17 protein-coding genes are annotated in these 20,082 nt (G+C 64.8%); 12 read left to right on the forward strand and 5 right to left on the reverse strand.

Annotated elements, in window-relative coordinates:
- The first annotated feature begins 38 nt into the window (after positions 1-38).
- The 6 genes from DNX69_RS01380 (at position 39) to gyrA (ending at position 9,365) form a co-directional block, all read left to right on the forward strand.
- Positions 39-2,330, forward strand: a complete 2,292-nt coding sequence (locus tag DNX69_RS01380) for a sensor histidine kinase NtrY-like (RefSeq protein ID WP_110784224.1) — start codon at positions 39-41, stop codon at positions 2,328-2,330.
- 16 nt (positions 2,331-2,346) lie between these two features.
- On the forward strand, positions 2,347-3,714 hold the full coding sequence (locus tag DNX69_RS01385) for a sigma-54-dependent transcriptional regulator (RefSeq protein WP_110784226.1): 1,368 nt from the start codon (positions 2,347-2,349) through the stop codon (positions 3,712-3,714).
- Between the two features lie 37 nt (positions 3,715-3,751).
- Positions 3,752-4,609: a D-amino-acid transaminase gene (locus DNX69_RS01390; protein WP_110784227.1), complete on the forward strand. Its 858-nt coding sequence runs from the start codon at positions 3,752-3,754 to the stop codon at positions 4,607-4,609.
- Positions 4,610-4,790: 181 nt separating this feature from the next.
- Positions 4,791-5,039 (forward strand): RNA chaperone Hfq, encoded by a 249-nt coding sequence (gene hfq / locus DNX69_RS01395; RefSeq protein WP_011158147.1) that lies wholly within the window; start codon positions 4,791-4,793, stop codon positions 5,037-5,039.
- An 11-nt stretch (positions 5,040-5,050) separates the two neighbouring features.
- The gene (hflX, locus tag DNX69_RS01400; protein ID WP_110784229.1) at positions 5,051-6,421 is read left to right on the forward strand and encodes a GTPase HflX; all 1,371 of its coding nucleotides are present in this window, start codon (positions 5,051-5,053) and stop codon (positions 6,419-6,421) included.
- Positions 6,422-6,623: 202 nt separating this feature from the next.
- Positions 6,624-9,365: a DNA gyrase subunit A gene (gyrA, locus tag DNX69_RS01405; RefSeq protein ID WP_110784230.1), complete on the forward strand. Its 2,742-nt coding sequence runs from the start codon at positions 6,624-6,626 to the stop codon at positions 9,363-9,365.
- Positions 9,366-9,383: 18 nt separating this feature from the next.
- On the opposite strand, the gene DNX69_RS01410 is transcribed toward gyrA, so the two are convergent.
- Both DNX69_RS01410 and DNX69_RS01415 read right to left on the reverse strand, forming a co-directional pair.
- Positions 9,384-10,250 (reverse strand): alpha/beta fold hydrolase, encoded by an 867-nt coding sequence (locus DNX69_RS01410; RefSeq protein WP_110784232.1) that lies wholly within the window; start codon positions 10,248-10,250, stop codon positions 9,384-9,386.
- Between the two features lie 164 nt (positions 10,251-10,414).
- Positions 10,415-10,672: a hypothetical protein gene (locus tag DNX69_RS01415; protein ID WP_110784234.1), complete on the reverse strand. Its 258-nt coding sequence runs from the start codon at positions 10,670-10,672 to the stop codon at positions 10,415-10,417.
- A 337-nt stretch (positions 10,673-11,009) separates the two neighbouring features.
- Between DNX69_RS01415 and coaD the strand changes: the two genes are divergently transcribed.
- From coaD to tgt, 6 genes are all read left to right on the forward strand, one after another.
- A complete protein-coding gene (gene coaD / locus DNX69_RS01420; RefSeq protein WP_110784236.1) occupies positions 11,010-11,519 on the forward strand; it encodes a pantetheine-phosphate adenylyltransferase in 510 nt (169 codons plus the stop codon).
- Between the two features lie 16 nt (positions 11,520-11,535).
- Positions 11,536-12,099: a peptidylprolyl isomerase gene (locus DNX69_RS01425; RefSeq protein ID WP_110784237.1), complete on the forward strand. Its 564-nt coding sequence runs from the start codon at positions 11,536-11,538 to the stop codon at positions 12,097-12,099.
- 9 nt (positions 12,100-12,108) lie between these two features.
- Complete coding sequence (locus DNX69_RS26865; RefSeq protein ID WP_110784239.1) at positions 12,109-12,552, forward strand: TonB C-terminal domain-containing protein; 444 nt, start codon at positions 12,109-12,111, stop codon at positions 12,550-12,552.
- Positions 12,528-12,995: a peptidylprolyl isomerase gene (locus DNX69_RS01435; protein WP_110784241.1), complete on the forward strand. Its 468-nt coding sequence runs from the start codon at positions 12,528-12,530 to the stop codon at positions 12,993-12,995. Before DNX69_RS26865 ends, DNX69_RS01435 begins: the two co-directional genes overlap by 25 nt.
- Positions 12,996-13,160: 165 nt before the next feature.
- Entirely contained in the window at positions 13,161-14,243 is a 1,083-nt protein-coding gene (gene queA / locus DNX69_RS01440) for a tRNA preQ1(34) S-adenosylmethionine ribosyltransferase-isomerase QueA (protein ID WP_110784242.1), read from the forward strand.
- Positions 14,240-15,376 carry a tRNA guanosine(34) transglycosylase Tgt gene (gene tgt / locus DNX69_RS01445; RefSeq protein ID WP_110784244.1) on the forward strand — a complete coding sequence of 379 codons (1,137 nt, stop codon included), beginning with the start codon at positions 14,240-14,242 and terminating at the stop codon, positions 15,374-15,376. Before queA ends, tgt begins: the two co-directional genes overlap by 4 nt.
- Positions 15,377-15,416: 40 nt before the next feature.
- Here the strand turns inward: tgt and DNX69_RS01450 are convergent, their stop codons facing one another.
- From DNX69_RS01450 to DNX69_RS01460, 3 genes are read right to left on the reverse strand one after another with little or no spacing between them, the layout of a single operon-like run.
- Entirely contained in the window at positions 15,417-17,117 is a 1,701-nt protein-coding gene (locus tag DNX69_RS01450) for an ABC transporter ATP-binding protein/permease (protein ID WP_110784246.1), read from the reverse strand.
- Positions 17,114-17,878, reverse strand: coding sequence for a siderophore-iron reductase FhuF (fhuF, locus tag DNX69_RS01455; RefSeq protein WP_110784248.1), 765 nt, complete (start codon positions 17,876-17,878; stop codon positions 17,114-17,116). Before fhuF ends, DNX69_RS01450 begins: the two co-directional genes overlap by 4 nt.
- 24 nt (positions 17,879-17,902) lie before the next feature.
- Complete coding sequence (locus DNX69_RS01460) at positions 17,903-19,933, reverse strand: TonB-dependent siderophore receptor (RefSeq protein ID WP_165825159.1); 2,031 nt, start codon at positions 19,931-19,933, stop codon at positions 17,903-17,905.
- Positions 19,934-20,082 lie beyond the last annotated feature (149 nt).

A 20,082-nucleotide genomic window follows, 5' to 3' on the forward strand; every position in this document is an offset into this window, starting at 1 on the left:
GCGGCGCGGGCTGAACGCATTCATTGATTATTGCCGGAATGACCAGCGCAGAGACGTCGGCCCAACCCGTTGACGACCCCTCGATCGCAGAGCCGCGGATGCGCACTTGGCGCAAACTGCTCGCGCCGATCGCCGTGGGCGTTGCGCTGCTGTCGGCCTTCCTGACCTTCATCGTGCTGACCGGCCTGACCCCGATCTCGCCCAGCCGCGAGGTCGTCGTCACGTTCCTGCTGATCAACGGCGCGACCATTCTGCTGCTGGTCGCGATCATTGCGCGCGAGGTCTGGAAGGTCGTCCAGGCCCGCCGGCGTGGCCGGGCGGCGTCGCGGCTGCATATCCAGATCGTCAGCCTGTTCTCGGTGATCGCGGTGCTGCCTGCGGTGCTGGTGTCGATCGTCGCCAATGTCACACTCGATCGCGGCCTCGACCGGCTGTTCTCCGGTCCGACCCGGGCGGTGATCCAGAATTCGCTGATCGTCGCCAACGCCTACCTGCACGAGCATGGCCAGCTGATCCGCGGTGACATTCTCGGGATGGCCAACGACATCTCGCATGCCCGCGCGCTGTTCGACCTCGACCGCAAGTCGTTCCGCGAGTTTCTCACCAACGACGCCGCGACCCGCAATCTGCCGGGCGCGATGCTGATCGACAAAGACCGTCATATTCTCGAGGCGGCCCAGAACGGCATCCGCCGCGACTTCGACGTGCCGGCGCCGGAATTTCTGAAGAACGTCGACGACACCGAACCGCAGATTGCGGTGTTCATCGAGGCCAATTACGTCGCCGCCGTGATCCGGCTGAAGGGCTTCGAGGACACTTTCCTGTACGTCGCGCGTTTCCTCGACCCGCATGTGGTCGCGCAGTTGCGCCAGACCCAGGCCAGTGTGGCGGAATATTCCGAACTGGAGGCGCGGCGGCTCGGCGTCCAGGTCGCGTTTGCGCTGATGTTCACGGTGATCGCGCTCACCGTGTTGATGTCGGCGGTGCTGATCGGGTTGAACTTCGCCAACTGGCTGGTGGCGCCGATCCGCCGGCTGATGGGCGCGGCGCAACTGGTCTCGACCGGTGACCTCCACGTCAAGGTGCCGGTGTCGAAATCCGAGGGCGACCTGTCGCAGCTCGGCATGACCTTCAACAAGATGACCCAGGAGCTGCGCACCCAGCGCGACGAACTGGTCAGCGCCAGCGAATTGATCGACAGCCGCCGCCGCTTCATCGAGGCGGTGTTGTCCTCCGCCAGCGCCGGCATCATCGGCGTCGACGGCTCGCTCAGCATCGGCATCCTGAACCGCTCCGCCGAGAAGCTGATCGGGCATGCCGAGGCCGAGGCGCTCGGCCATCCGCTGTCCGAGGTCATTCCCGAGCTCGACGAGATGATGGCGAGCGCGCGCGAGGGAGCGCAACGGCTGGTGCAAGGCCAGATCACCATCACCCGCGACGGCCGCGAACGCATCCTCAACGTGCGTGTCACCGCCGAACAGACCGGCCATACCAGCGACAGCTATATCATCACCCTCGACGACATCACCGAACTGGTGTCGGCGCAGCGCACCTCGGCCTGGGGCGACGTCGCCCGCCGGATCGCCCACGAGATCAAGAACCCGCTGACGCCGATTCAGCTTTCCGCGGAGCGGATCAAGCGCAAGTTCGGCAAGGTCATCGTCGACGACAAGAGCATCTTCGAGCAGTGCACCGATACGATCGTTCGCCAGGTCGACGACATCCGGCGTATGGTCGACGAGTTCTCCCGTTTCGCCCGGATGCCGAAGCCGGTGATCGAAGGCGAGGATGTCGGCGACACCGTGCGGCAGGTGGTGTTCCTGATGCGCGTCGGTCATCCCGATGTCGACATTGCCGCCGAGATCAAGGACGAGCCGCTGCATGCGCGGTTCGACCGCCGCCTGATCTCGCAGGCGCTCACCAACATCATCAAGAACGCCACCGAGGCGATCGAGGCGGTGCCCGAGGAGGAGCTCGGCAAGGGCAAGATCGAAGTGGTGGCGGCGCGCGACGGCGACGACGTCGTGATCGACGTGATCGACAACGGCGTCGGGCTGCCCAAAGAAAGCCGCTCGCGGCTGCTCGAGCCCTACGTCACCACCCGTGAGAAAGGCACCGGCCTCGGTCTTGCGATCGTCGGACGCGTGCTGGTCGATCACGGCGGCGGCATTGAACTCAACGACGCATCCCACGTTCGTCCTGGCCAGCGCGGTGCATGGATGCGCCTCCGATTCGCGATGTCCGGTCAGCCGGCGTCACCTCCCGGATCGGGTGAACCAAAACAGCAGGCCGAGAACGAACCAAGGATAGCGGCTGCCAGCGGCAGCTAAAGCGACAGGCGCGACCATGGCTAATGACATTCTGATCGTCGACGATGAAGCGGACATCCGCGATCTCGTTGCCGGTATTCTCGAGGACGAAGGGTTTTCGACCCGCACCGCGCGCGACAGCGACTCGGCGCTGGCGGAGATCGCAAACCGGCGGCCCAATCTGATCTTCCTCGATATCTGGCTGCAGGGCAGCAAGCTCGACGGCTTGCAGTTGCTGGAGCAGATCAAGAAGGACCACACCGACGTGCCGGTGGTGATGATCTCCGGCCACGGCAACATCGAAACCGCGGTCGCAGCGATCAAGCGCGGCGCCTACGACTTCATCGAGAAGCCGTTCAAATCCGACCGGTTGATTCTGGTGGCGACGCGCGCGCTCGAGACCTCGCGGTTGAAGCGCGAGGTGCGCGAGCTGAAGCAGCTCGCGCCGTCGGCCTCGTCGCTGGTCGGCCGCTCCGCCTGCATCAATCAGTTGCGCCAGACCATCGAACGCGCCGCCAAGGCCAACAGCCGCATCCTGATCGTCGGCCCGTCGGGGGCCGGCAAGGAGCTGGCAGCTCGAACGCTGCACAATTCGTCCTCGCGCGCCGATGGGCCGTTCGTGGTGATCAACGCCGCGGCGATCACCCCGGAGAAGATGGAAATCGAACTGTTCGGCGTCGAAGCCAATGGTGAGCATTCACGCAAGGCCGGCGCGCTGGAAGAAGCGCATGGCGGCACGCTGTTCATCGACGAAATCGCCGACATGCCGCGCGAGACCCAGAACAAGATTCTGCGCGTCCTGGTCGAGCAGACCTTCCAGCGCTGCGGCGGCACCACCAGGGTCAATGTCGACGTCCGCATCATCTCGTCGACCGCGCGCAATCTCGAAGACGAGATCGCCGCGGGGCGATTCCGGGAGGACCTTTATCACCGGTTGTCGGTGGTCCCGATCCGCGTGCCGCCGCTGTCGGAACGTCGCGACGACATTCCGGAATTGATCGAATACTTCATGGAGCAGATCTCGGCGGCGACCGGTCTGCCGCGTCGGCAGATCGGTCAGGACGCGATGGCGGTGCTGCAATCGCATGTCTGGCCCGGCAATGTCCGTCAGCTCCGCAACAACGTCGAGCGGCTGATGATCCTCGCCGGCGGCGGGCCGGATGCGGTGATCACCGCCGATATGCTGCCGCAGGACGTCGGCTCGATGGTGCCGACAATGCCGACCGGCAACAACGGCGAGCACATCATGGGCCTGCCGCTGCGCGAGGCCCGCGAAGCGTTCGAGCGCGACTATCTGATCGCGCAGATCAGCCGGTTCTCCGGCAACATCTCGCGCACCGCCGAGTTCGTCGGCATGGAGCGCTCGGCGCTGCATCGCAAGCTCAAGGCGCTCGGCGTCGGCTAATCACTTTCTTTCACATTCGTCAGTTTGGACCGGATCGATGTCCCGCATCGCCTATGTCAACGGCCGTTATCTCGATATGCGCGATGCGAGCGTGAACATCGAGGACCGTGGCTATCAGTTCGCCGACGGGGTGTACGAGGTCTGCGAAGTGCGCGGCGGCAAGCTGGTCGACATGCCGCGGCATCTGGCGCGGCTGCAGCGTTCGCTCGGCGAATTGCGCATCACCGAGCCGATGCCGCTGGCGGCGCTGTCGGTGGTGATGCATGAAGTGGTACGTCGCAATCGGGTGCATGACGGCATCGTCTATCTGCAGGTCACGCGCGGCGTGGCGCGGCGCGATCACGGCTTTCCGGCCAAGCTGGTGAAGCCGGCCGTGGTGGTGACGGCGCGCAGCCTCGATCCGGCCAAAGGGCAGGCCAACGCCGCCCGCGGCATCAAGGTGATCACGCTGCCGGAGAATCGCTGGCCCCGGGTCGATATCAAGTCGACGGCGCTGCTTCCGAACGTGCTCGCCAAGCAGGCGGCGCGCGACGCCGGCGCCTATGAAGCGTGGTACGTCGACCGCGACGGCTATGTCACAGAAGGCGCGTCGAGCAACGCCTGGATCGTCACCAAAGAGGGGCGGGTGGTGACCCGCTCGGCCGATGTCGGCATCCTCGCCGGCGTCACCCGCGCCGTGCTGATCGATGCGTTCGAAGCACTGCAGGTTCGGTTCGAGGAGCGGCCGTTCACGCCGGCCGAGGCGGCCGGCGCCGCCGAGGCATTCGTGACCGCGTCGAGCCAGATCGTGATGCCGGTTGTGGCAATCGACGGCCAGCCGATCGGCGACGGCAAGCCGGGCGCATTGGTCAAACGTCTAAGAGAGCAGTTTCACCAATTTGCGGTGTTTTCCTGAGTTTTGCAGCGCGGGGGACACTCAGTCGGGGTTTTAGTTGCTTGCTTAAAAGCCATGCCTACCCTCTAATCGGATCGTCGGCTTCCGGAGGGGGATCTCGGAGGAGTCGGCAACCGGGGTGAAGCTCCTCCAGAGAGACGCGCACCGGCAAGAAAAGATAAAACCAATTGCGGGATAAAAAATGGCGGCAGACCGCGCACAGAACCTTCAAGACACTTTCCTCAACCACGTACGCAAGACGAAGACTCCCCTGACGATCTTCTTGGTCAACGGGGTGAAGTTGCAGGGTATTGTCACCTGGTTCGATAATTTTTGCCTTTTGTTGCGGCGCGACGGTCATTCGCAGCTCGTCTACAAGCATGCGATCTCGACGATCATGCCGGGTGCGCCGATCCAGCTGTTCGAAAGCGGCGAGGACTCGCCAGCTTGAGGCGGGCCTGATTGGAACCGCGCAGCATTGATGGGAGCGTCGATCGTCCGCGATCGGCGCAGGGTGGTGAGACCGGGCGAGTCATCGTCGTCGGTCCGTATCTGCGCGCGCGTCGGGGCGATCCGGACGCGGCCGATACGGCCGTTCGCGACAACGATGCGCGGCTCGACGAAGCCGCGGGTCTCGCCCGCGCGATCGATCTCGACGTTGTCGAGGCGGTGCTCACGCCGATCAGCCAGATCCGTCCGGCGACCTATCTCGGCAAGGGCAAGGTCGAGGAGATCGTCGGTCTGATCGCGGCGCACGGTGCCGACCTCGTGGTGATGGATTGTGCGCTGTCGCCGATCCAGCAGCGCAACCTGGAGAAGGCCTGGAACGCCAAGGTGCTCGATCGCACCGGGCTGATCCTGGAAATCTTCGGCCGCCGCGCCAAGACGCGTGAAGGTACGCTGCAGGTCGAGCTGGCGCATCTCAACTATCAGCGGTCGCGTCTGGTGCGGTCCTGGACCCACCTCGAGCGTCAGCGCGGCGGCTTTGGCTTCATGGGCGGTCCGGGCGAAACCCAGATCGAGGCCGACCGCCGACTGATCGGCGACCGCATCACCAAGCTCGAAGCCGAGCTGAAGAAAGTTCAGGCGACGCGCCGGCTGCATCGCGCCGGTCGCCAGCGCGTGCCGTATCGCGTGGCCGCATTGGTCGGTTACACCAATGCCGGCAAGTCGACGCTGTTCAACCGGCTGACACGTGCCGACGTTCAGGCCGCCGATATGCTGTTCGCGACGCTCGACCCGACCCTGCGGGCGATCCAGCTGCCGCACGGCGGCAAGGCGATGCTGTCGGACACCGTCGGCTTCATTTCCAATCTGCCGACTCAGCTCGTCGCGGCGTTTCGCGCCACCTTGGAAGAGGTGCTGGAAGCCGATTTGATCCTTCACGTCCGCGACATCAGCCACGAGGATGCCGAGGCCCAGCAGAGCGACGTCGACAACGTGCTGCGCCAGCTCGGCGTCGATGCCGCGAGCGGGCGGATTGTCGAGGTCTGGAACAAGATCGACCGCTTCGAACCGGAACAGCGCGAAGAGCTGAAGAACATCGCTGCGCGCCGGCCCGACGATCATCCGTGCCTGCTGGTGTCGGCGGTGAGCGGCGAGGGCGTCGACGAGCTTCTGCTCGCCATCGAGCAGCGTCTGGCGGCGACCCGCACCGTGCTCGATCTGTCGATCGATGCGGCGGACGGCGCCGGCGTCAGCTGGCTCCATCGCAACACCGAGGTGCTGGCGAAGGATCTGGACGACGGCCGCTACGCCATGACGGTGCGGGTCGAGGACAACAAGCGCGACGTCGTGATCGAGCGTTTCGGTGCGGTGCCGAGGCCGGATTGAGAGGGCGAATCGGCGCCTTTAAGGAGCGCTGGCGCCGCCGATCTCAGCGCCCTGCCGAAAGGCTTTTCGGGCGCTTCGGGAACCGCCCGTAAGTTATTGGAAAAACGGGCGGAAAAACCTTCGAAAACAGCCCCCGAAAGGGTGGTTTGCAGCACCCCGATACGCTATACGAATCCGATCAGATTCTGACCGGAATTCACCCTTGTCCGACAAAGACGACGAGAAGCCCGGGGAGCCGCTGGCGCCCTCGGATATTCGCCCCGTATCCATTCTCGACGAGATGAAGCGCAGCTATCTCGATTACGCGATGAGCGTGATCGTGGCGCGAGCGCTGCCGGATGCGCGCGACGGGTTGAAGCCGGTGCATCGCCGCATCCTCTACGGCATGTACGAGAACGGCTTCGAGTGGAACAAGCCGTATCGCAAGTCGGCGCGCACCGTCGGCGACGTCATCGGTAAGTATCACCCGCACGGCGACCAGTCGGTGTACGACGCGCTGGTCCGCATGGCGCAAGACTTCTCGATGCGCGTGCCGCTGATCGACGGTCAGGGCAATTTCGGTTCGGTCGACGGCGATATGCCGGCGGCGATGCGATATACCGAATCCCGTCTGACCAAGATCGCGCAGACGCTGCTCGACGATATCGACAAGGACACCGTCGACTTCCAGCCGAACTACGACAACTCGGAGCGAGAGCCGCAGGTTCTTCCTGCCAAGTTCCCGAACCTGTTGGTGAACGGCGCCGGCGGCATCGCGGTCGGCATGGCGACCAATATCCCGCCGCACAATCTCGGCGAGGTGATCGATGCCTGTATCGCGCTGATCGACGATCCGGCGCTGACGATCGACGATCTCAACAAGATCGTACCTGGCCCGGACTTCCCGACCGGGGGGATCATTCTCGGACGCTCGGGCATTCGCTCCGCTTATCAGACCGGCCGCGGCTCGATCGTGATGCGCGGCAAGGTCGAGATCGAAACCGTCCGCAAGGACCGCGAAGCGATCATCGTCAGCGAAATCCCGTATCAGGTGAACAAGGCGACGATGGTCGAGCGCATCGCCGACCTGGTGCGAGAGAAGAAGATCGAAGGTATCGGCGATCTGCGCGACGAGAGCGATCGCGACGGTTTCCGCGTGGTGATCGAGCTGCGCCGCGATGCGGTGCCGGAAGTGGTGCTCAATCAGCTCTACAAGTTCACGCCGCTGCAGACCAATTTCGGCGCCAACATGGTGGCGCTCGACGGCGGTCGGCCGCAATTGATGAACCTGAAGGACCTGCTGCAGGTCTTCGTCGCGTTCCGCGAACAGGTCGTCACCAGGCGCACCAAATTTCTGCTCAACAAGGCGCGCGACCGCGCCCACATCCTGGTCGGCCTCGCGATCGCGGTGGCGAATATCGACGAGATCATTCGCGTCATCCGCAATTCGCCCGATCCGAACACGGCGCGCGAAACCCTGATGTCGCGCGACTGGCCGGCGGCCGATGTCGCCGCGATGATCACGCTGATCGACGATCCGCGCCACAAGCTCAATCCCGACGGCACCGCTCGGCTGTCGTTCGAGCAGGCCAAAGCGATCCTCGATCTGCGGCTGCAGCGCCTGACCGCTCTGGGCCGTGAGGAAATTTCCGAAGAGCTCGACAAGCTCGCGCTCGAGATCGCCGACTATCTCGAGATCCTGCGGTCGCGCGCCCGGGTGCAGACGATCGTCAAGGACGAGCTCGGCGCCGTGAAAACCGAGTTCGCGACGCCGCGCAAGACCGTGATCGTCGAGCAGGAAGGCGAGGTCGAAGACGAAGACCTGATCCAGCGCGAGGACATGGTGGTGACAGTGTCGCACGCCGGCTACATCAAGCGGGTGCCGCTGTCGACCTACCGGGCGCAGCGCCGCGGCGGCAAGGGGCGCTCCGGCATGGCGACCCGCGACGAGGATTTCGTCAGCCGGCTGTTCGTCGCTTCGACGCATACGCCGGTGCTGTTCTTCTCGTCGCGCGGCCAGGTCTACAAGGAGAAGGTGTGGCGGCTGCCGCTGGCGCCGCCGAACGGCCGCGGCAAGGCGCTGATCAACATCCTGCCGCTGGAGCAGGGCGAGCGCATCACCACGATCATGCCGCTTCCGGAGGACGAAGCTTCCTGGAGCGAGCTCGACGTGATGTTCGCCACCACCGGCGGCAACGTCCGCCGCAACAAGCTTTCGGACTTCGTCGACGTCCGCCGCTCCGGCATCATCGCGATGAAGCTCGACGAGGGCGAGGCGATCGTCGACGTCCAGATCTGCACCGAGCGCGACGACGTGCTGCTGACCGCCGCGGGCGGCCAGTGCATTCGCTTCCCGGTGCCGGACGTGCGCGTGTTCAGCGGCCGCACCTCGATGGGCGTGCGCGGCATCGCGCTGTCGTCCGGCGACAAGCTGATCTCGCTCTGCATTTTGCGCCATTTCGAGGCTACGCCGGCCGAACGCTCGACCTATCTGAAGCAGTCCGGCGCGATCCGCCGGGCCGCCACCGGCGAGGACAACGAGCCGATCGAGGCGCCGGAGATCGAGGCGGAGGAGGGTGATATCTCCGCGGCGCTGTCGCCGGAACGCTACGCCGAGATGTCGGCGTCGGAGCAGTTCGTGCTGACCATCTCGGAGAACGGCTACGGCAAGCGGACGTCGTCGTTCGAGTACCGCACCACCGGACGCGGCGGCAAAGGCATCGTCGCGATGTCGGTGAACGGCCGCAACGGCAAGCTGGTGGCGTCGTTCCCTGTCGAGGACTCCGACCAGATCATGCTGGTGACCGACAATGGTCAGCTGATCCGCTGCCCGGTCGAAGGCATCCGCGTCGCCGGCCGCTCGACCCAGGGCGTGATCGTGTTCGACACCGCGGACGACGAGAAGGTCGTCTCGGTCGAGCGCATTCCGGAGACCGACGACGCCGACAACGGCAACGGCGGCTGAGCCGCCGCGCCGCCGAGGCTAGGCGAGGGCGCTCAGCAGCGCGGTCGCGGTGTCGTCGGGAAATTCCTCGTAGAACGACAGCTTGCCTCGCGGCAGCACCGTGGTGCGGACATTGTCCAGCGCCTCGAGGGCGGCCATCTCCGCCTTGGATTTGCGCGGGGTGGCGTCGCCGTACAGCAGCACGATCTTTCCCGGCACGCGACGTGCGGCGGCGAGATACTCGTCGCGCGTCGTGAACAGGTCCAGCTCGCCGGTGACGAAGCGGAACGACGCGTAGCGCGCGCCGCGTGCCTCGGTGACGTGGCGCTTGTCCGCCAACCGGACTTGATCGAGCCACGCCGGATCGGCGTAGACATGCCCGCGTGCCATCATGCCGATGACCGGCCGGTTGACGTTGAGCCGATAGAACGCGGCGCCCGCGACCGGCAGATCCACGGCCTTGGCCAGCGTGCCGAACAGCGGCAGACGTTTGCCGGCCATGGTCGGCAGCGGCCCGCGCCAAGTCGGCGCCAGCAGGCAGAGCCGGCCGAGCGAGCCGGGATGATCGGCGGCTTGGGCCAGGGCGTAGCCGGCGGCGTGTCCCGCCGCCACGGTGATGTCCGGACGCGTCACCGAGTTCAGGATGGACTCGAGGAAATCTCCGTACAGCTCTGGGCGCCAGTCGATTTTCGGGCGCGGCAGGTCGCCGAAGCCGGGCCAGTCGATTGCGGTTGTTGAGAACTGTGCGCCCAGCCGTTGCTGCAGGCCCCGCATTTCGTTGCGGGTGGAGATCGAACTGAGAGCCGGCAACAGCAACAGCTGAGGCCCGGAGCCGAACCGGGTCACGCCGAGCTGCAGCGGCCGGCCGTCAGCGCGCCATTCCAGAAGATGTTCTGACCATTGCATCGCGCCACCATGCTACCGGTTCCCGGCGCGTGCTCCAACGGCTGTCGCGGTGGCAGCTGCCAGAATCGAAAGACCCCCGAGGGGGCAACTCGGGGGTCTTCGGTACAGAGCGCCCTTGGAGGGAAGCGCTTTGCTGAAACTAGCGTCTGGATAACGCCAAAACCTTAATTGCGTTCCGCGGTCACCAAACGAGCCTGACCAATCGGCGCATGGCTGGAATGGGCGTTGCGCAAGCAGGACGGTTCGAAGTTCGGCCAAGCCTGCTCGGAGCAGGCGGTTCCGAGGGGACGAATGTCGAGCCGGTCACCCTTGGCCAGGGCCTGAGGGACGCTGGCCTCCACTTGCGGAGCAAAACCCGGAAGAATTGTGACGGCCGCGGCAGCAAAGGCGGCAATTGCGATCACGGAAAGAGTCTTGATCATGGCGGGGTCCCCTGTCGTCTCGATATTCCGGCCGTTTCGGCCTGGAGTGCTTTGTCGCTTCCCGATGCGGCTGGTTTACCCAGCGCTGGTTTCAAAACGTCTTCGTCGCCGCCGCATTCAGGTTTCATCGGCTGGCGATTTGTTTCTTGGCTTGCGGGCGCGTGAAACAAACCAGTAAAAACGTGAGCGTTTTCAGTCGCCTCGCGTTACCATTCAGAAGACGCGCGAACCCGCTTCCCGGTTCGATCCGCAATGCGAAATAAATCCGGCGGCCGGCGCGGTTTTGAAGGAACCGCCGCCGCTTGCTCGATCCGGCGCGCCGCGCTAGACGGGCCGGATGTCACGCATCGCGCTTTATCCGGGCTCTTTCGATCCCGTCACCAATGGCCATCTCGATGTCGTCCGCCACGCCGTGGCGCTGTGCGACAAGCTCGTGGTGGCGATCGGGATCCACCCCGGCAAAACGCCGCTGTTCACCACCGAGGAGCGCCTCGCGATGGTCGAACGGGTGTTCGGGCCAATCGCCAAGGCAGCCGGCTGCGAGTTCGGCTGCACCACCTATGACAATCTCACCGTGACCGCGGCCGAGAAGGTGGGGGCGACCATCATGATCCGCGGCCTGCGCGACGGCACCGATCTCGACTACGAGATGCAGATCGCCGGGATGAACGAGACCATGGCGCCGGCAATCCATACCGTGTTCCTGCCGGCTTCGGTGGGCGTGCGCCCGATCACCGCCACACTAGTGCGGCAGATCGCCAAGATGGGCGGCGACGTCTCGGCCTTCGTTCCGGCCGAAGTGGCGTCCGCTCTGAGTTCCAAGTTCGCTGCCGGCTCGCCGGCATAACCGACCCGGAGTTTTCATGATCCGTCTGATCGGCATCTTCGCCGCGCTGCTGTTCGCGCTGCCGGCGCTGGCGCAGCCGCTTCCCGCCAATCTCGACAAGCAGAACGCGCTCGTTATCGACACCACCAAGGGCCGCATTGTCATCGCGCTGCGCGCCGACATCGCGCCCAAGCACGCCGAGCGGCTGAAGCAGCTCGCCCGCGAAGGGTTCTACAACAACGTGCCGTTCCACCGCGTGATCGGTGGCTTCATGGCGCAGACCGGCGACGGCCAGAACTTCAACGGCACCGGCGGGTCGAAATATCCGAACCTGAAGCAGGAATTCTCCAACGTGCCGTTCACCCGCGGGGTGGTCGGCATGGCGCGGCGCGGCGACAGCGTCGACAGCGCCAATTCGCAGTTCTTCATCATGTTCGCCGACGGCCCGAGCCTGAACGGCCAGTACACTGTGGTCGGCAATGTGGTGTCCGGCATGGATGTGGTGGACAAGCTGAAGAAGGCCTCTCCGGCTTCGCCCGGCGGTGCCGTGACCGACCCGGACAAGATGGTGAAGGTCCAGGTCGCTGCCGACGTGAAATAGGCGATCCCAATGCTGCCGCGCCGACTGATTGCAGTCGCGGTAGCCTTGATCGCCGGGGCGATCGGTCTCACCGTTCGCCCCGCATCTGCGCAGAACGCGCCGATCGACAATCTCAACGGATTGTTTTCGGCGCTGAAGCAATGCTGGCGTCCGCCGCGTCTGCCGGCCGGTGATCCGGGCATGCAGATCACGGTGCGGGTCAGCTTCACGCGGAGCGGCGAGATCCTCGGCAAGCCGCGGATCACCTTTGAAAGCCCGGAGGCCGGCCGGGACGACAGCCTGGCCTATCGCGTCGCGGTGATGGAGGCGTTGCAGCGGTGCACGCCGTTGCCGTTCACGCCCTCGATGGGGGGCGCCGTCGCCGGACGTCCGTTCACGCTGCGGTTCGACGATCGCAGACAGATTCCCAAACCAACAGAGAAGAGAGCATGGCTGATAACGACAACATCCTGATCCTCGAAACCACCCAGGGCACCGTGAAGATCGAAATGCGCCCGGATCTGGCGCCGAACCACGTCGCCCGCATCAAGGAGCTGGTGCGCGAAGGCTTCTACGACGGCATCGTGTTCCACCGCGTGATCGAGGGCTTCATGGCGCAGACCGGCTGCCCGCAGGGCACCGGCATGGGCGGCTCCGGCACCAAGCTGAAGGCCGAGTTCAACGCCGAGCCGCACGTCCGCGGCACTGCGTCGATGGCCCGCGCCGCGAACCCAGATTCCGGCGACAGCCAGTTCTTCATCTGCTTCGACGACGCCCGCTTCCTCGACAAGCAGTACACCGTCTGGGGCAAGGTGACCGAAGGCATGGAGAACGTCGACAAGATCAAGCGCGGCGAGCCGGTGAAGGATCCGGACAAGATCGTCAAGGCGAGCATCGCGGCCGACGCGGCGGCTTGATCAGTTCGCCTCTTCACCTCTCCCCGCGCGCGGGGAGAGGCTGGCGTCGCGTAGCGAGGCCGGCCGGGTGAGGGGGCGTCTCACCGAGTCTCGACCTCGCGGCTGCCCTCACCCCAGCCCTCTCCCCGCAGGCGGGGGAGAGGGAGCGCTCCGTGCAGAAACCTGATGCGCACCGATCTGTTCGACTTCGATCTGCCTGCCGAGAACATCGCGCTGCGGCCGGTGAGTCCGCGCGATGCCGCGCGGATGCTGGTGGTGCGTCCGGGGGCGCCGCTCGCGGATCGGATCGTGCGCGATCTGCCGGCGCTGCTGGCGCCGGGCGATCAGCTGGTGGTCAACGATACACGGGTGATCGCCGCGCAGCTCTCCGGCCGCCGCATCGGCCGCGACACCGAACCGAAAATCGAAGCAACGCTGATCAAGCGGCTCGACGGCGCGCGCTGGCAGGCGCTGGTCAAGCCGGCGAAGAAGCTGGTGCCGGGCGATGTGGTTCGCTTCGGCCACGACGGCCGGGTCTGCCTGCTCGGCCATCTCGACGCCACTGTGGAGGCCAAGGGCGAGGCCGGCGAGATCACGCTGGCGTTCTCGTTCCACGGGCCGGTGCTCGACCAGGCGATCGCGGAGATCGGCGCGACGCCGCTGCCGCCCTACATCGCGTCCAAGCGAGCGCCTGACGCCCAGGACGCCACCGATTATCAGACCATGTTCGCCGCCAATGAGGGCGCGGTCGCGGCGCCGACCGCGGGGCTGCATTTCACCGCCGAACTCGAAGCCGCGCTGGCCGCGCGCGGCGTCGGGCTGCACCGGATCACGCTGCATGTCGGGGCAGGGACGTTCCTGCCGGTGAAAGCCGAAGACACCAGCGAGCACCGCATGCACGCCGAATGGGGCATGATCAGCCGCGCGACCGCGGACGCGCTGAACGCGGCGCGGGCGGCGGGCGGCCGCATCCTCGCAGTCGGCACCACCTCGCTGCGCCTGCTGGAGAGCGCGGCGCAGGGCGACGGCCGCATCGCGCCGTTCGCGGATGAGACCTCGATCTTCATCACGCCGGGCTATCGCTTCCGCGCGGTCGACGTGCTGATGACCAATTTCCACCTGCCGCGGTCGACGCTGTTCATGCTGGTGTCGGCGTTCTGCGGTCTCGACACCATGCAGGCGGCCTACGCCCACGCCATTCGAACCGGCTATCGGTTCTACTCGTACGGCGACGCCAGCCTGCTGTTCCGGAACGACATCACCCCATGACCGTGCCCAATCATTTCGAACTGCTCGGGACCGACGGCGCCGCACGCACCGGACGGCTCACCACACCGCACGGCGTGGTGCGCACGCCGGCCTTCATGCCGGTCGGCACCGCGGGTGCGATGAAGGGGCTGCATTGGCGCGAGGTGCGCGACGCCGGCGCCGACATCGTGCTCGGCAACACCTATCACCTGATGCTGCGGCCCGGCGCCGAGCGGATCGCCGCGCTCGGCGGGCTGCAGCGCTTCACCACCTGGAACGGGCCGATGCTGACCGATTCCGGGGGCTTCCAGGTGATGTCGCTGGCCCAGCTGCGCAAGGTCAACGAGCAGGCGGTGACGTTCCGCTCGCACATCGACGGCGCCGCGCTCGAATTGTCGCCGGAGCGCGCGATCGAGGTGCAGCGTCTGCTCGGCTCGGACATCGCGATGCAGCTCGACGAATGCGTGCGGCTGCCGGCCGATCGCGCCGATATCGAACGGGCGATGCAATTGTCGCTGCGCTGGGCGGAGCGCTGCAAGCGCGCGTTCGAAACCGCGCCGGCCGGCTACATGCTGTTCGGCATCGTTCAGGGCGGCGACGTGCCGGAGCTGCGCCACGCCTCGGCGCAGGGGCTGATCGACATCGGCTTCCACGGCTATGCGATCGGCGGCCTCGCGGTCGGCGAACCGCAGGAGGTGATGATGGCGATGATCGAGGAGGTCGCGCCGATCCTGCCCGCGGACCGGCCGCGCTATCTGATGGGCGTCGGCACGCCCGAGGACATATTGGAAGCGGTGGCGCGCGGCATCGACATGTTCGACTGCGTGATGCCGACCCGCAACGGCCGCCACGGCCTGGCGTTCACGCAATACGGCCCGATCAACCTGCGCAACGCCAAGCATGCCGACGACCCGCGACCGCTCGACGAAGAGAGCGACTGGCCGTCGACGCGCAACTACTCGCGGGCCTATCTGCACCATCTGGTGAAGTCGAGCGAGACGCTCGGCGCCATGCTGCTGTCGGAGATCAACACCGCTTATTATCAACGGTTGATGCGCGACATCCGCGCCGCGATCGCCGCGGGGCAGTTCGAAGAGTTCAGGCTCCGCACCCGCGCCGGGTGGGAACGGGGCGACGTCGCGGCGCGGGCGTAACGGATAGGTGGCAGCAGCGTTTAAGCTGCGGCCTTTGCCCTCAGATCAGCGATGGTCTGCTGGATCGTTCGAGAACGGTGACGCGGTCATAAACCGGGTGGAGTGCATCCTGGTGACTCACGGCGACGATGGTCGCCGCTGAGAGGCGCGTTCTCAGAAGTCGGTGCAGGGAGATCTCCGACGCTTTGTCCAGAGACGAAGTCGCTTCGTCGAGGACCAAGAGATCCGGCCGATAGAGCAGGGCTCGCGCGATCGACAGCCGCTGCTTTTCGCCCTCCGAAAGCCGGACGTCCCAGCGATCCGACTGGTCGAGCTGCGAGACGAAATCATCGAGACCGACGTCCTTCAACGCCGCGACCATCCGAGCGGCGTTCGAACCATCAGGGGCTTCCGGATAGGACAGGGCGGCGCGCAGGGTGCCGAGTGGGAGATAGGGGCGCTGAGGCAGCACGAGCGGTCGGCGCGTAGCAGTCGAGACCTTTCCATCGACGAATGGCCAAATGCCGGCGAGCGCTCGAATAAAGCTGGTTTTTCCGGTGCCGGACGGACCGGTGATCAGCAGCGAGGTGCCGGATTCGATCCGAACGCCGTCGACCGCGATGATGGGAGCCCCGGCTGCCGTCTTCACGACGATTTCTGAAGCATCCAGCGCGGCGCCGTCAGGAGAGCACACTTCTGCATCTGCGGCCTTGGACCGTTCCATGACCTCGGCGAATTGCGATAGCCGGTGTGTCACGGCGGCAAGCTCGGCGAGCTTCAGATAGGCGTTGATGAAGTAAGAGAACGAATTTCGAACCTCATTGAACGCAGATCCGGATTGCATGAACGATCCGAGCTGCATCGTTCCGCCGAAGAACAGCGGCGCCATGACGAAGTAAGGAAAATACAGCGAGTAGCGCTTGTAGGATTCGGAGAACAATCCGATCAACTGCTGGAGCTTCATCAGCCGAAACCAGTTGTCGACGATGGCTTGAAATCGCTGGGCGAGGCCGCGCTTCTCGAAATCTTCGCCGTGCAGCAGCGCGACTGCCTCGCTGTTCTCGCGAAGGCGCACGAGCGCGAAGCGGAAATCGGCCTCGCGCCGCTCCTGCTCGAAATCGATTCCGATCAAGCGGCGGCCGATCCAATGGGTGACGGCGCTGCCAGCCACCGCATAGATCAACGCCGCCCAGACCAGATAGCCGGGAATGGTCACGCCGAAAATGGAGAAGGGAATGCTGCTGGACAGCGCCCACAAGATTGCGACGAACGAGGTCAGACGCGCGATGGCGCCGATCAGCCCCACCAGGAGTTCCAGGGTCAGGCTGATATAGGAGCGGACGTCTTCGGCGATCCGCTGATCCGGATTATCGACGGCGCCGGCCGCCATCGTCGCGCGGTAGTGGGTTGATCCATGCAGCCATCTGTCGAGATAATGCGCGGTCATCCAGCTGCGCCAGCGAATGGTGAGCCATTGGCCGAGATAGCGCTGATACACCGCCCCGCAGATGTGGAACACGGCGATCAGCGCGTACACCCAGAACTGTTCGATGAAGCCGGGCCAGTTCTTGTCCTGGAGCGTCTGGAAGAACGCGTTGCGCCAGTAGTTCTCGGCGACGGCGGCACCGACGGCGACGAGTTGCGCACCGATCAGGCTCGCAAGGAGACCCAAACCAATCCAACGCTGATCCGAGCGGAAATACGGCACCGCAAGACGCAAGGCGCTGCGCAGGCCTGCGCGGAGGGAAAGCGGGGAGGTCAATCGGAGCGCCCTATCAGATCGGAAAGTTGTGGCCGTGCTTCAGGAACGGGGCAGGCGCTACAGAACCGGCGGTCGGGAAGCCGATATTGTAAGCAGCAGACTCGGCGGGTCCGGACGCCGTCTCGGTCATGGACGGCGCCGGCGAGTGGATTCGGGAGCCCCCCGGCCCAACGAGCACTTGCCAGGATCTCCTGCGCCTCCGCGAGCCGCCGTGACGGGCCGGCAACCTGTTCGATCCGACGAAGCATAGCCTCAAAGGTGTTGCCGGCGTTGCTCCAACAGACGCGGCGCGTGAGTTTTGTGCGAGCTGTCAGCAGATCGATCAAAGGCGCTAAATGATCGAAGACAAGCGACCGAAGCCGTCCGAACGGATCCTGCTCGCCGGTCTGGAAGCTCTCCTGTCCGATCTGAACTGCGGCAACTCGTCCGTCCTCGGCCATGACGAAATGGACTTGGTCCAGGCCGATCGCCACTGAACGACCGAGGCAGACGTCGGCCAGAAGAACCGGTGGCAGGACGACGTTGAGATACCACTTCATCCAGATCGAATGCGTGGCGCGTTCGTCGAACTGGTCGAACCGCTTCGCAAAGCGGTTGTGAATGAGGGATCGGTGGGGGCTGACGAGCAAAGCGTCAGCCGGCAAGGTCGGGCGGGGATCCTCCGGACCGACCAGGCTGCCTGCGAACGACGCGGTGCCTTCATGGCTGGCCGCGAGATCGTCGATCTCGCGGCAGAGGGCGGCGGGAGGGATCGCGATCACGGGGGGATGCCCTCCCGCGCCGGCTCAGAACCGGACCCGGATCGTACCGTCGACAGTGCGGCCAAGCCCATAATAGCATTGGCTCAGCGCATCGCAGGATCCGACGTAGCGCTTGTCGGTCAGGTTCTTGACGTTGAGCGCGACGTCCCAGTTCTGCAGGCTGGCGGAGATCGCCCCCAGCCGATAGCGCAGCGACAGGTCGACCAGCGTAAACGACGGGATCTCCGTGGTGTTGAGCGTATCGGCGAACGACGATCCGACGTAGCGCACCCCGCCGCCCAGCGTCAGGCCGGCGAGGACGCTGGTGTCTTCGAAGCTGTAGGTGGTCCACAGCGACGCGGCATGGCGGGGCATGCTGACCGGATCCTTGCCGATGCCGCCGGCTGTGTTGGTGGCCGTCACCTTGGGGGACAGATAGGTGTAGGCAGCGGACGAATTGAAACCGTAGAGACGGGTGGTCTTCACCTCGATCTCGGCGCCGCTGGCTTCGACCGAACTGGTCTGGACGGCGTAGCCGGGATTGACGAGATCAGCCGTCAGCACGTTGTTCTGGGTGATGTTGAAGCCCGCCGTTGAGATCGCCAGGTTCATGCCGGGCGGCAGATATTTGACGCCACCCTCGATCTGGTCGCCCGTGACCGGAATGAACGGGCGTCCGGAGAAGTCGGTGCCGATCGTCGGCGCAAACGACTGAGAATAGTTGACGTACGGCGCAACGCCACTGTCGAATGCGTAGATGGCTCCAGCCTGATAGGTGGTGGCGTTGTCGTTCTGACGCGTCCACGGCGGCTGCGTGAAATTGCCGGTCGCCGGCACCAAGGCTTGGCTCTGCTGAGCGAAATGCGCGGTGTCGTTGCGAGCGCCGAACAGGACGGAGAGCCGTCCGAGCTCGATTCGGTCCTGCAGATAGACACCGATCTGATCGACGTTCTGATAGCGTTTGGTCGTCAGTGGATTGTTCGGGAGCGCTGCGCCGTAAAGCGGCATGTAATAATTGAGCAGGAAGTTTCCGGTGCCGCGATTGGTTCCCGTGCCCTGATAATTCGGGATCGACGCATAGTCGACGCCGAACATCACGTGATGACGCAACGGACCGGTCTCGAAGTCGGCCTTCAGGCGATTGTCGATCTGGAAGATGTCGATATTGTATTGCTGATAGGCCATCTGCCGCTGCGTCGTCACGTTGCCGGTCGAGCGGCTCTGGACTTCGCGAAGCGAAATGTCGATGTTCTGGTAGGCGAAATTCTGCTGGATCGAGAAGACGTCGTTGAACTGATGCTTGAACTCGTAGCCGATCCGGTAGCTTTCCTTCGAAGTGTCGTGATAGTTCGGTTCGCCCAGAAACGTCTTGCGCGAAATGAACTGGCCATTGGTGCCGGGTACAACTGTGCCGACATAGGGCAGAGGCTGCAGCACCGTGAGGTGCGGGTCGTATTGGTAGCTGGCGAGCAGGGTCAGGCTGGTATCTTCGTTCGGCCGGATCGTCACCGAAGGCGCGAAGAAGATCCGCTCGTTCTTGGTGAAATCGATCTCGCCGTCGCCCATCTTGCCGACGCCGACGAAGCGATACAACACGCTCTTGTTTTCGTTGGCCGGACCGCTGACGTCGAACGCGCCCTCGAGATAACCCCGCAGGCCCATGCGCAGCAGTGCTTCGCCGAACGGGGTTTCGGTCGGACGCTTGCTGGTGAGATCTATGATGCCGCCGGGGCTGCCCTGACCGTAGAGGGTGGATGCGGGACCTTTGAGGACGTCGACTCGTTCGAGGCCGTTGCGTTCGAATCCCCAGTTGCTGTCGTGCAGTTTGAGGCCGTCAAGGTACTGAAACGCTTCGAAGCCGCGCACGCGATTGTATTCGCGCGTCAGGTTGCCCTGTCGGAAGAAGCCGCCGACGCCGGCGGTGTACTGGAGAGCTTCCTGCACGGACGCGGCGTCGCGGTCGAAGATTTCCTGAGCGGTGACGGTCGATGTGCTTCGCGGCAGGGCCAGGATCGGCGTGTTCGTCTTCGAGCCGACGCTGGTCGCGGTCGCGATGTAGCCGTTCAGGCCGGGCACGCTGATGCCAGGATCGGTCTGCCGAGCTGGAACGGGGGGAGGCGATGCAGCAGTCGTGCGTGCCACCCTTGGGCTGCGGCGCGACGCAGCAGAGCGCGCCTCGCGCGCGGGCGGACTGCGTCGGACGTTGCCGTCTTGCTGCACTACGA

Origin of the sequence: Rhodopseudomonas palustris (assembly GCF_003226555.1) — a bacterium.
Classification (GTDB): Bacteria; Pseudomonadota; Alphaproteobacteria; order Rhizobiales; family Xanthobacteraceae; genus Rhodopseudomonas; species Rhodopseudomonas palustris_I.

Bases quoted from the DNA above. Each gene is read 5' to 3' on its own strand.
- DNX69_RS01380 (WP_110784224.1), top strand. From the start codon at position 39: ATGACCAGCGCAGAGACGTCGGCCCAACCCGTTGACGACCCCTCGATC.
- DNX69_RS01385 (WP_110784226.1), top strand. From the start codon at position 2,347: ATGGCTAATGACATTCTGATCGTCGACGATGAAGCGGACATCCGCGAT.
- DNX69_RS01390 (WP_110784227.1), top strand. From the start codon at position 3,752: ATGTCCCGCATCGCCTATGTCAACGGCCGTTATCTCGATATGCGCGAT.
- hfq (WP_011158147.1), top strand. From the start codon at position 4,791: ATGGCGGCAGACCGCGCACAGAACCTTCAAGACACTTTCCTCAACCAC.
- DNX69_RS01410 (WP_110784232.1), bottom strand. From the start codon at position 10,250: ATGCAATGGTCAGAACATCTTCTGGAATGGCGCGCTGACGGCCGGCCG.
- DNX69_RS01415 (WP_110784234.1), bottom strand. From the start codon at position 10,672: ATGATCAAGACTCTTTCCGTGATCGCAATTGCCGCCTTTGCTGCCGCG.
- coaD (WP_110784236.1), top strand. From the start codon at position 11,010: ATGTCACGCATCGCGCTTTATCCGGGCTCTTTCGATCCCGTCACCAAT.
- DNX69_RS01425 (WP_110784237.1), top strand. From the start codon at position 11,536: ATGATCCGTCTGATCGGCATCTTCGCCGCGCTGCTGTTCGCGCTGCCG.
- DNX69_RS26865 (WP_110784239.1), top strand. From the start codon at position 12,109: ATGCTGCCGCGCCGACTGATTGCAGTCGCGGTAGCCTTGATCGCCGGG.
- DNX69_RS01435 (WP_110784241.1), top strand. From the start codon at position 12,528: ATGGCTGATAACGACAACATCCTGATCCTCGAAACCACCCAGGGCACC.
- queA (WP_110784242.1), top strand. From the start codon at position 13,161: ATGCGCACCGATCTGTTCGACTTCGATCTGCCTGCCGAGAACATCGCG.
- tgt (WP_110784244.1), top strand. From the start codon at position 14,240: ATGACCGTGCCCAATCATTTCGAACTGCTCGGGACCGACGGCGCCGCA.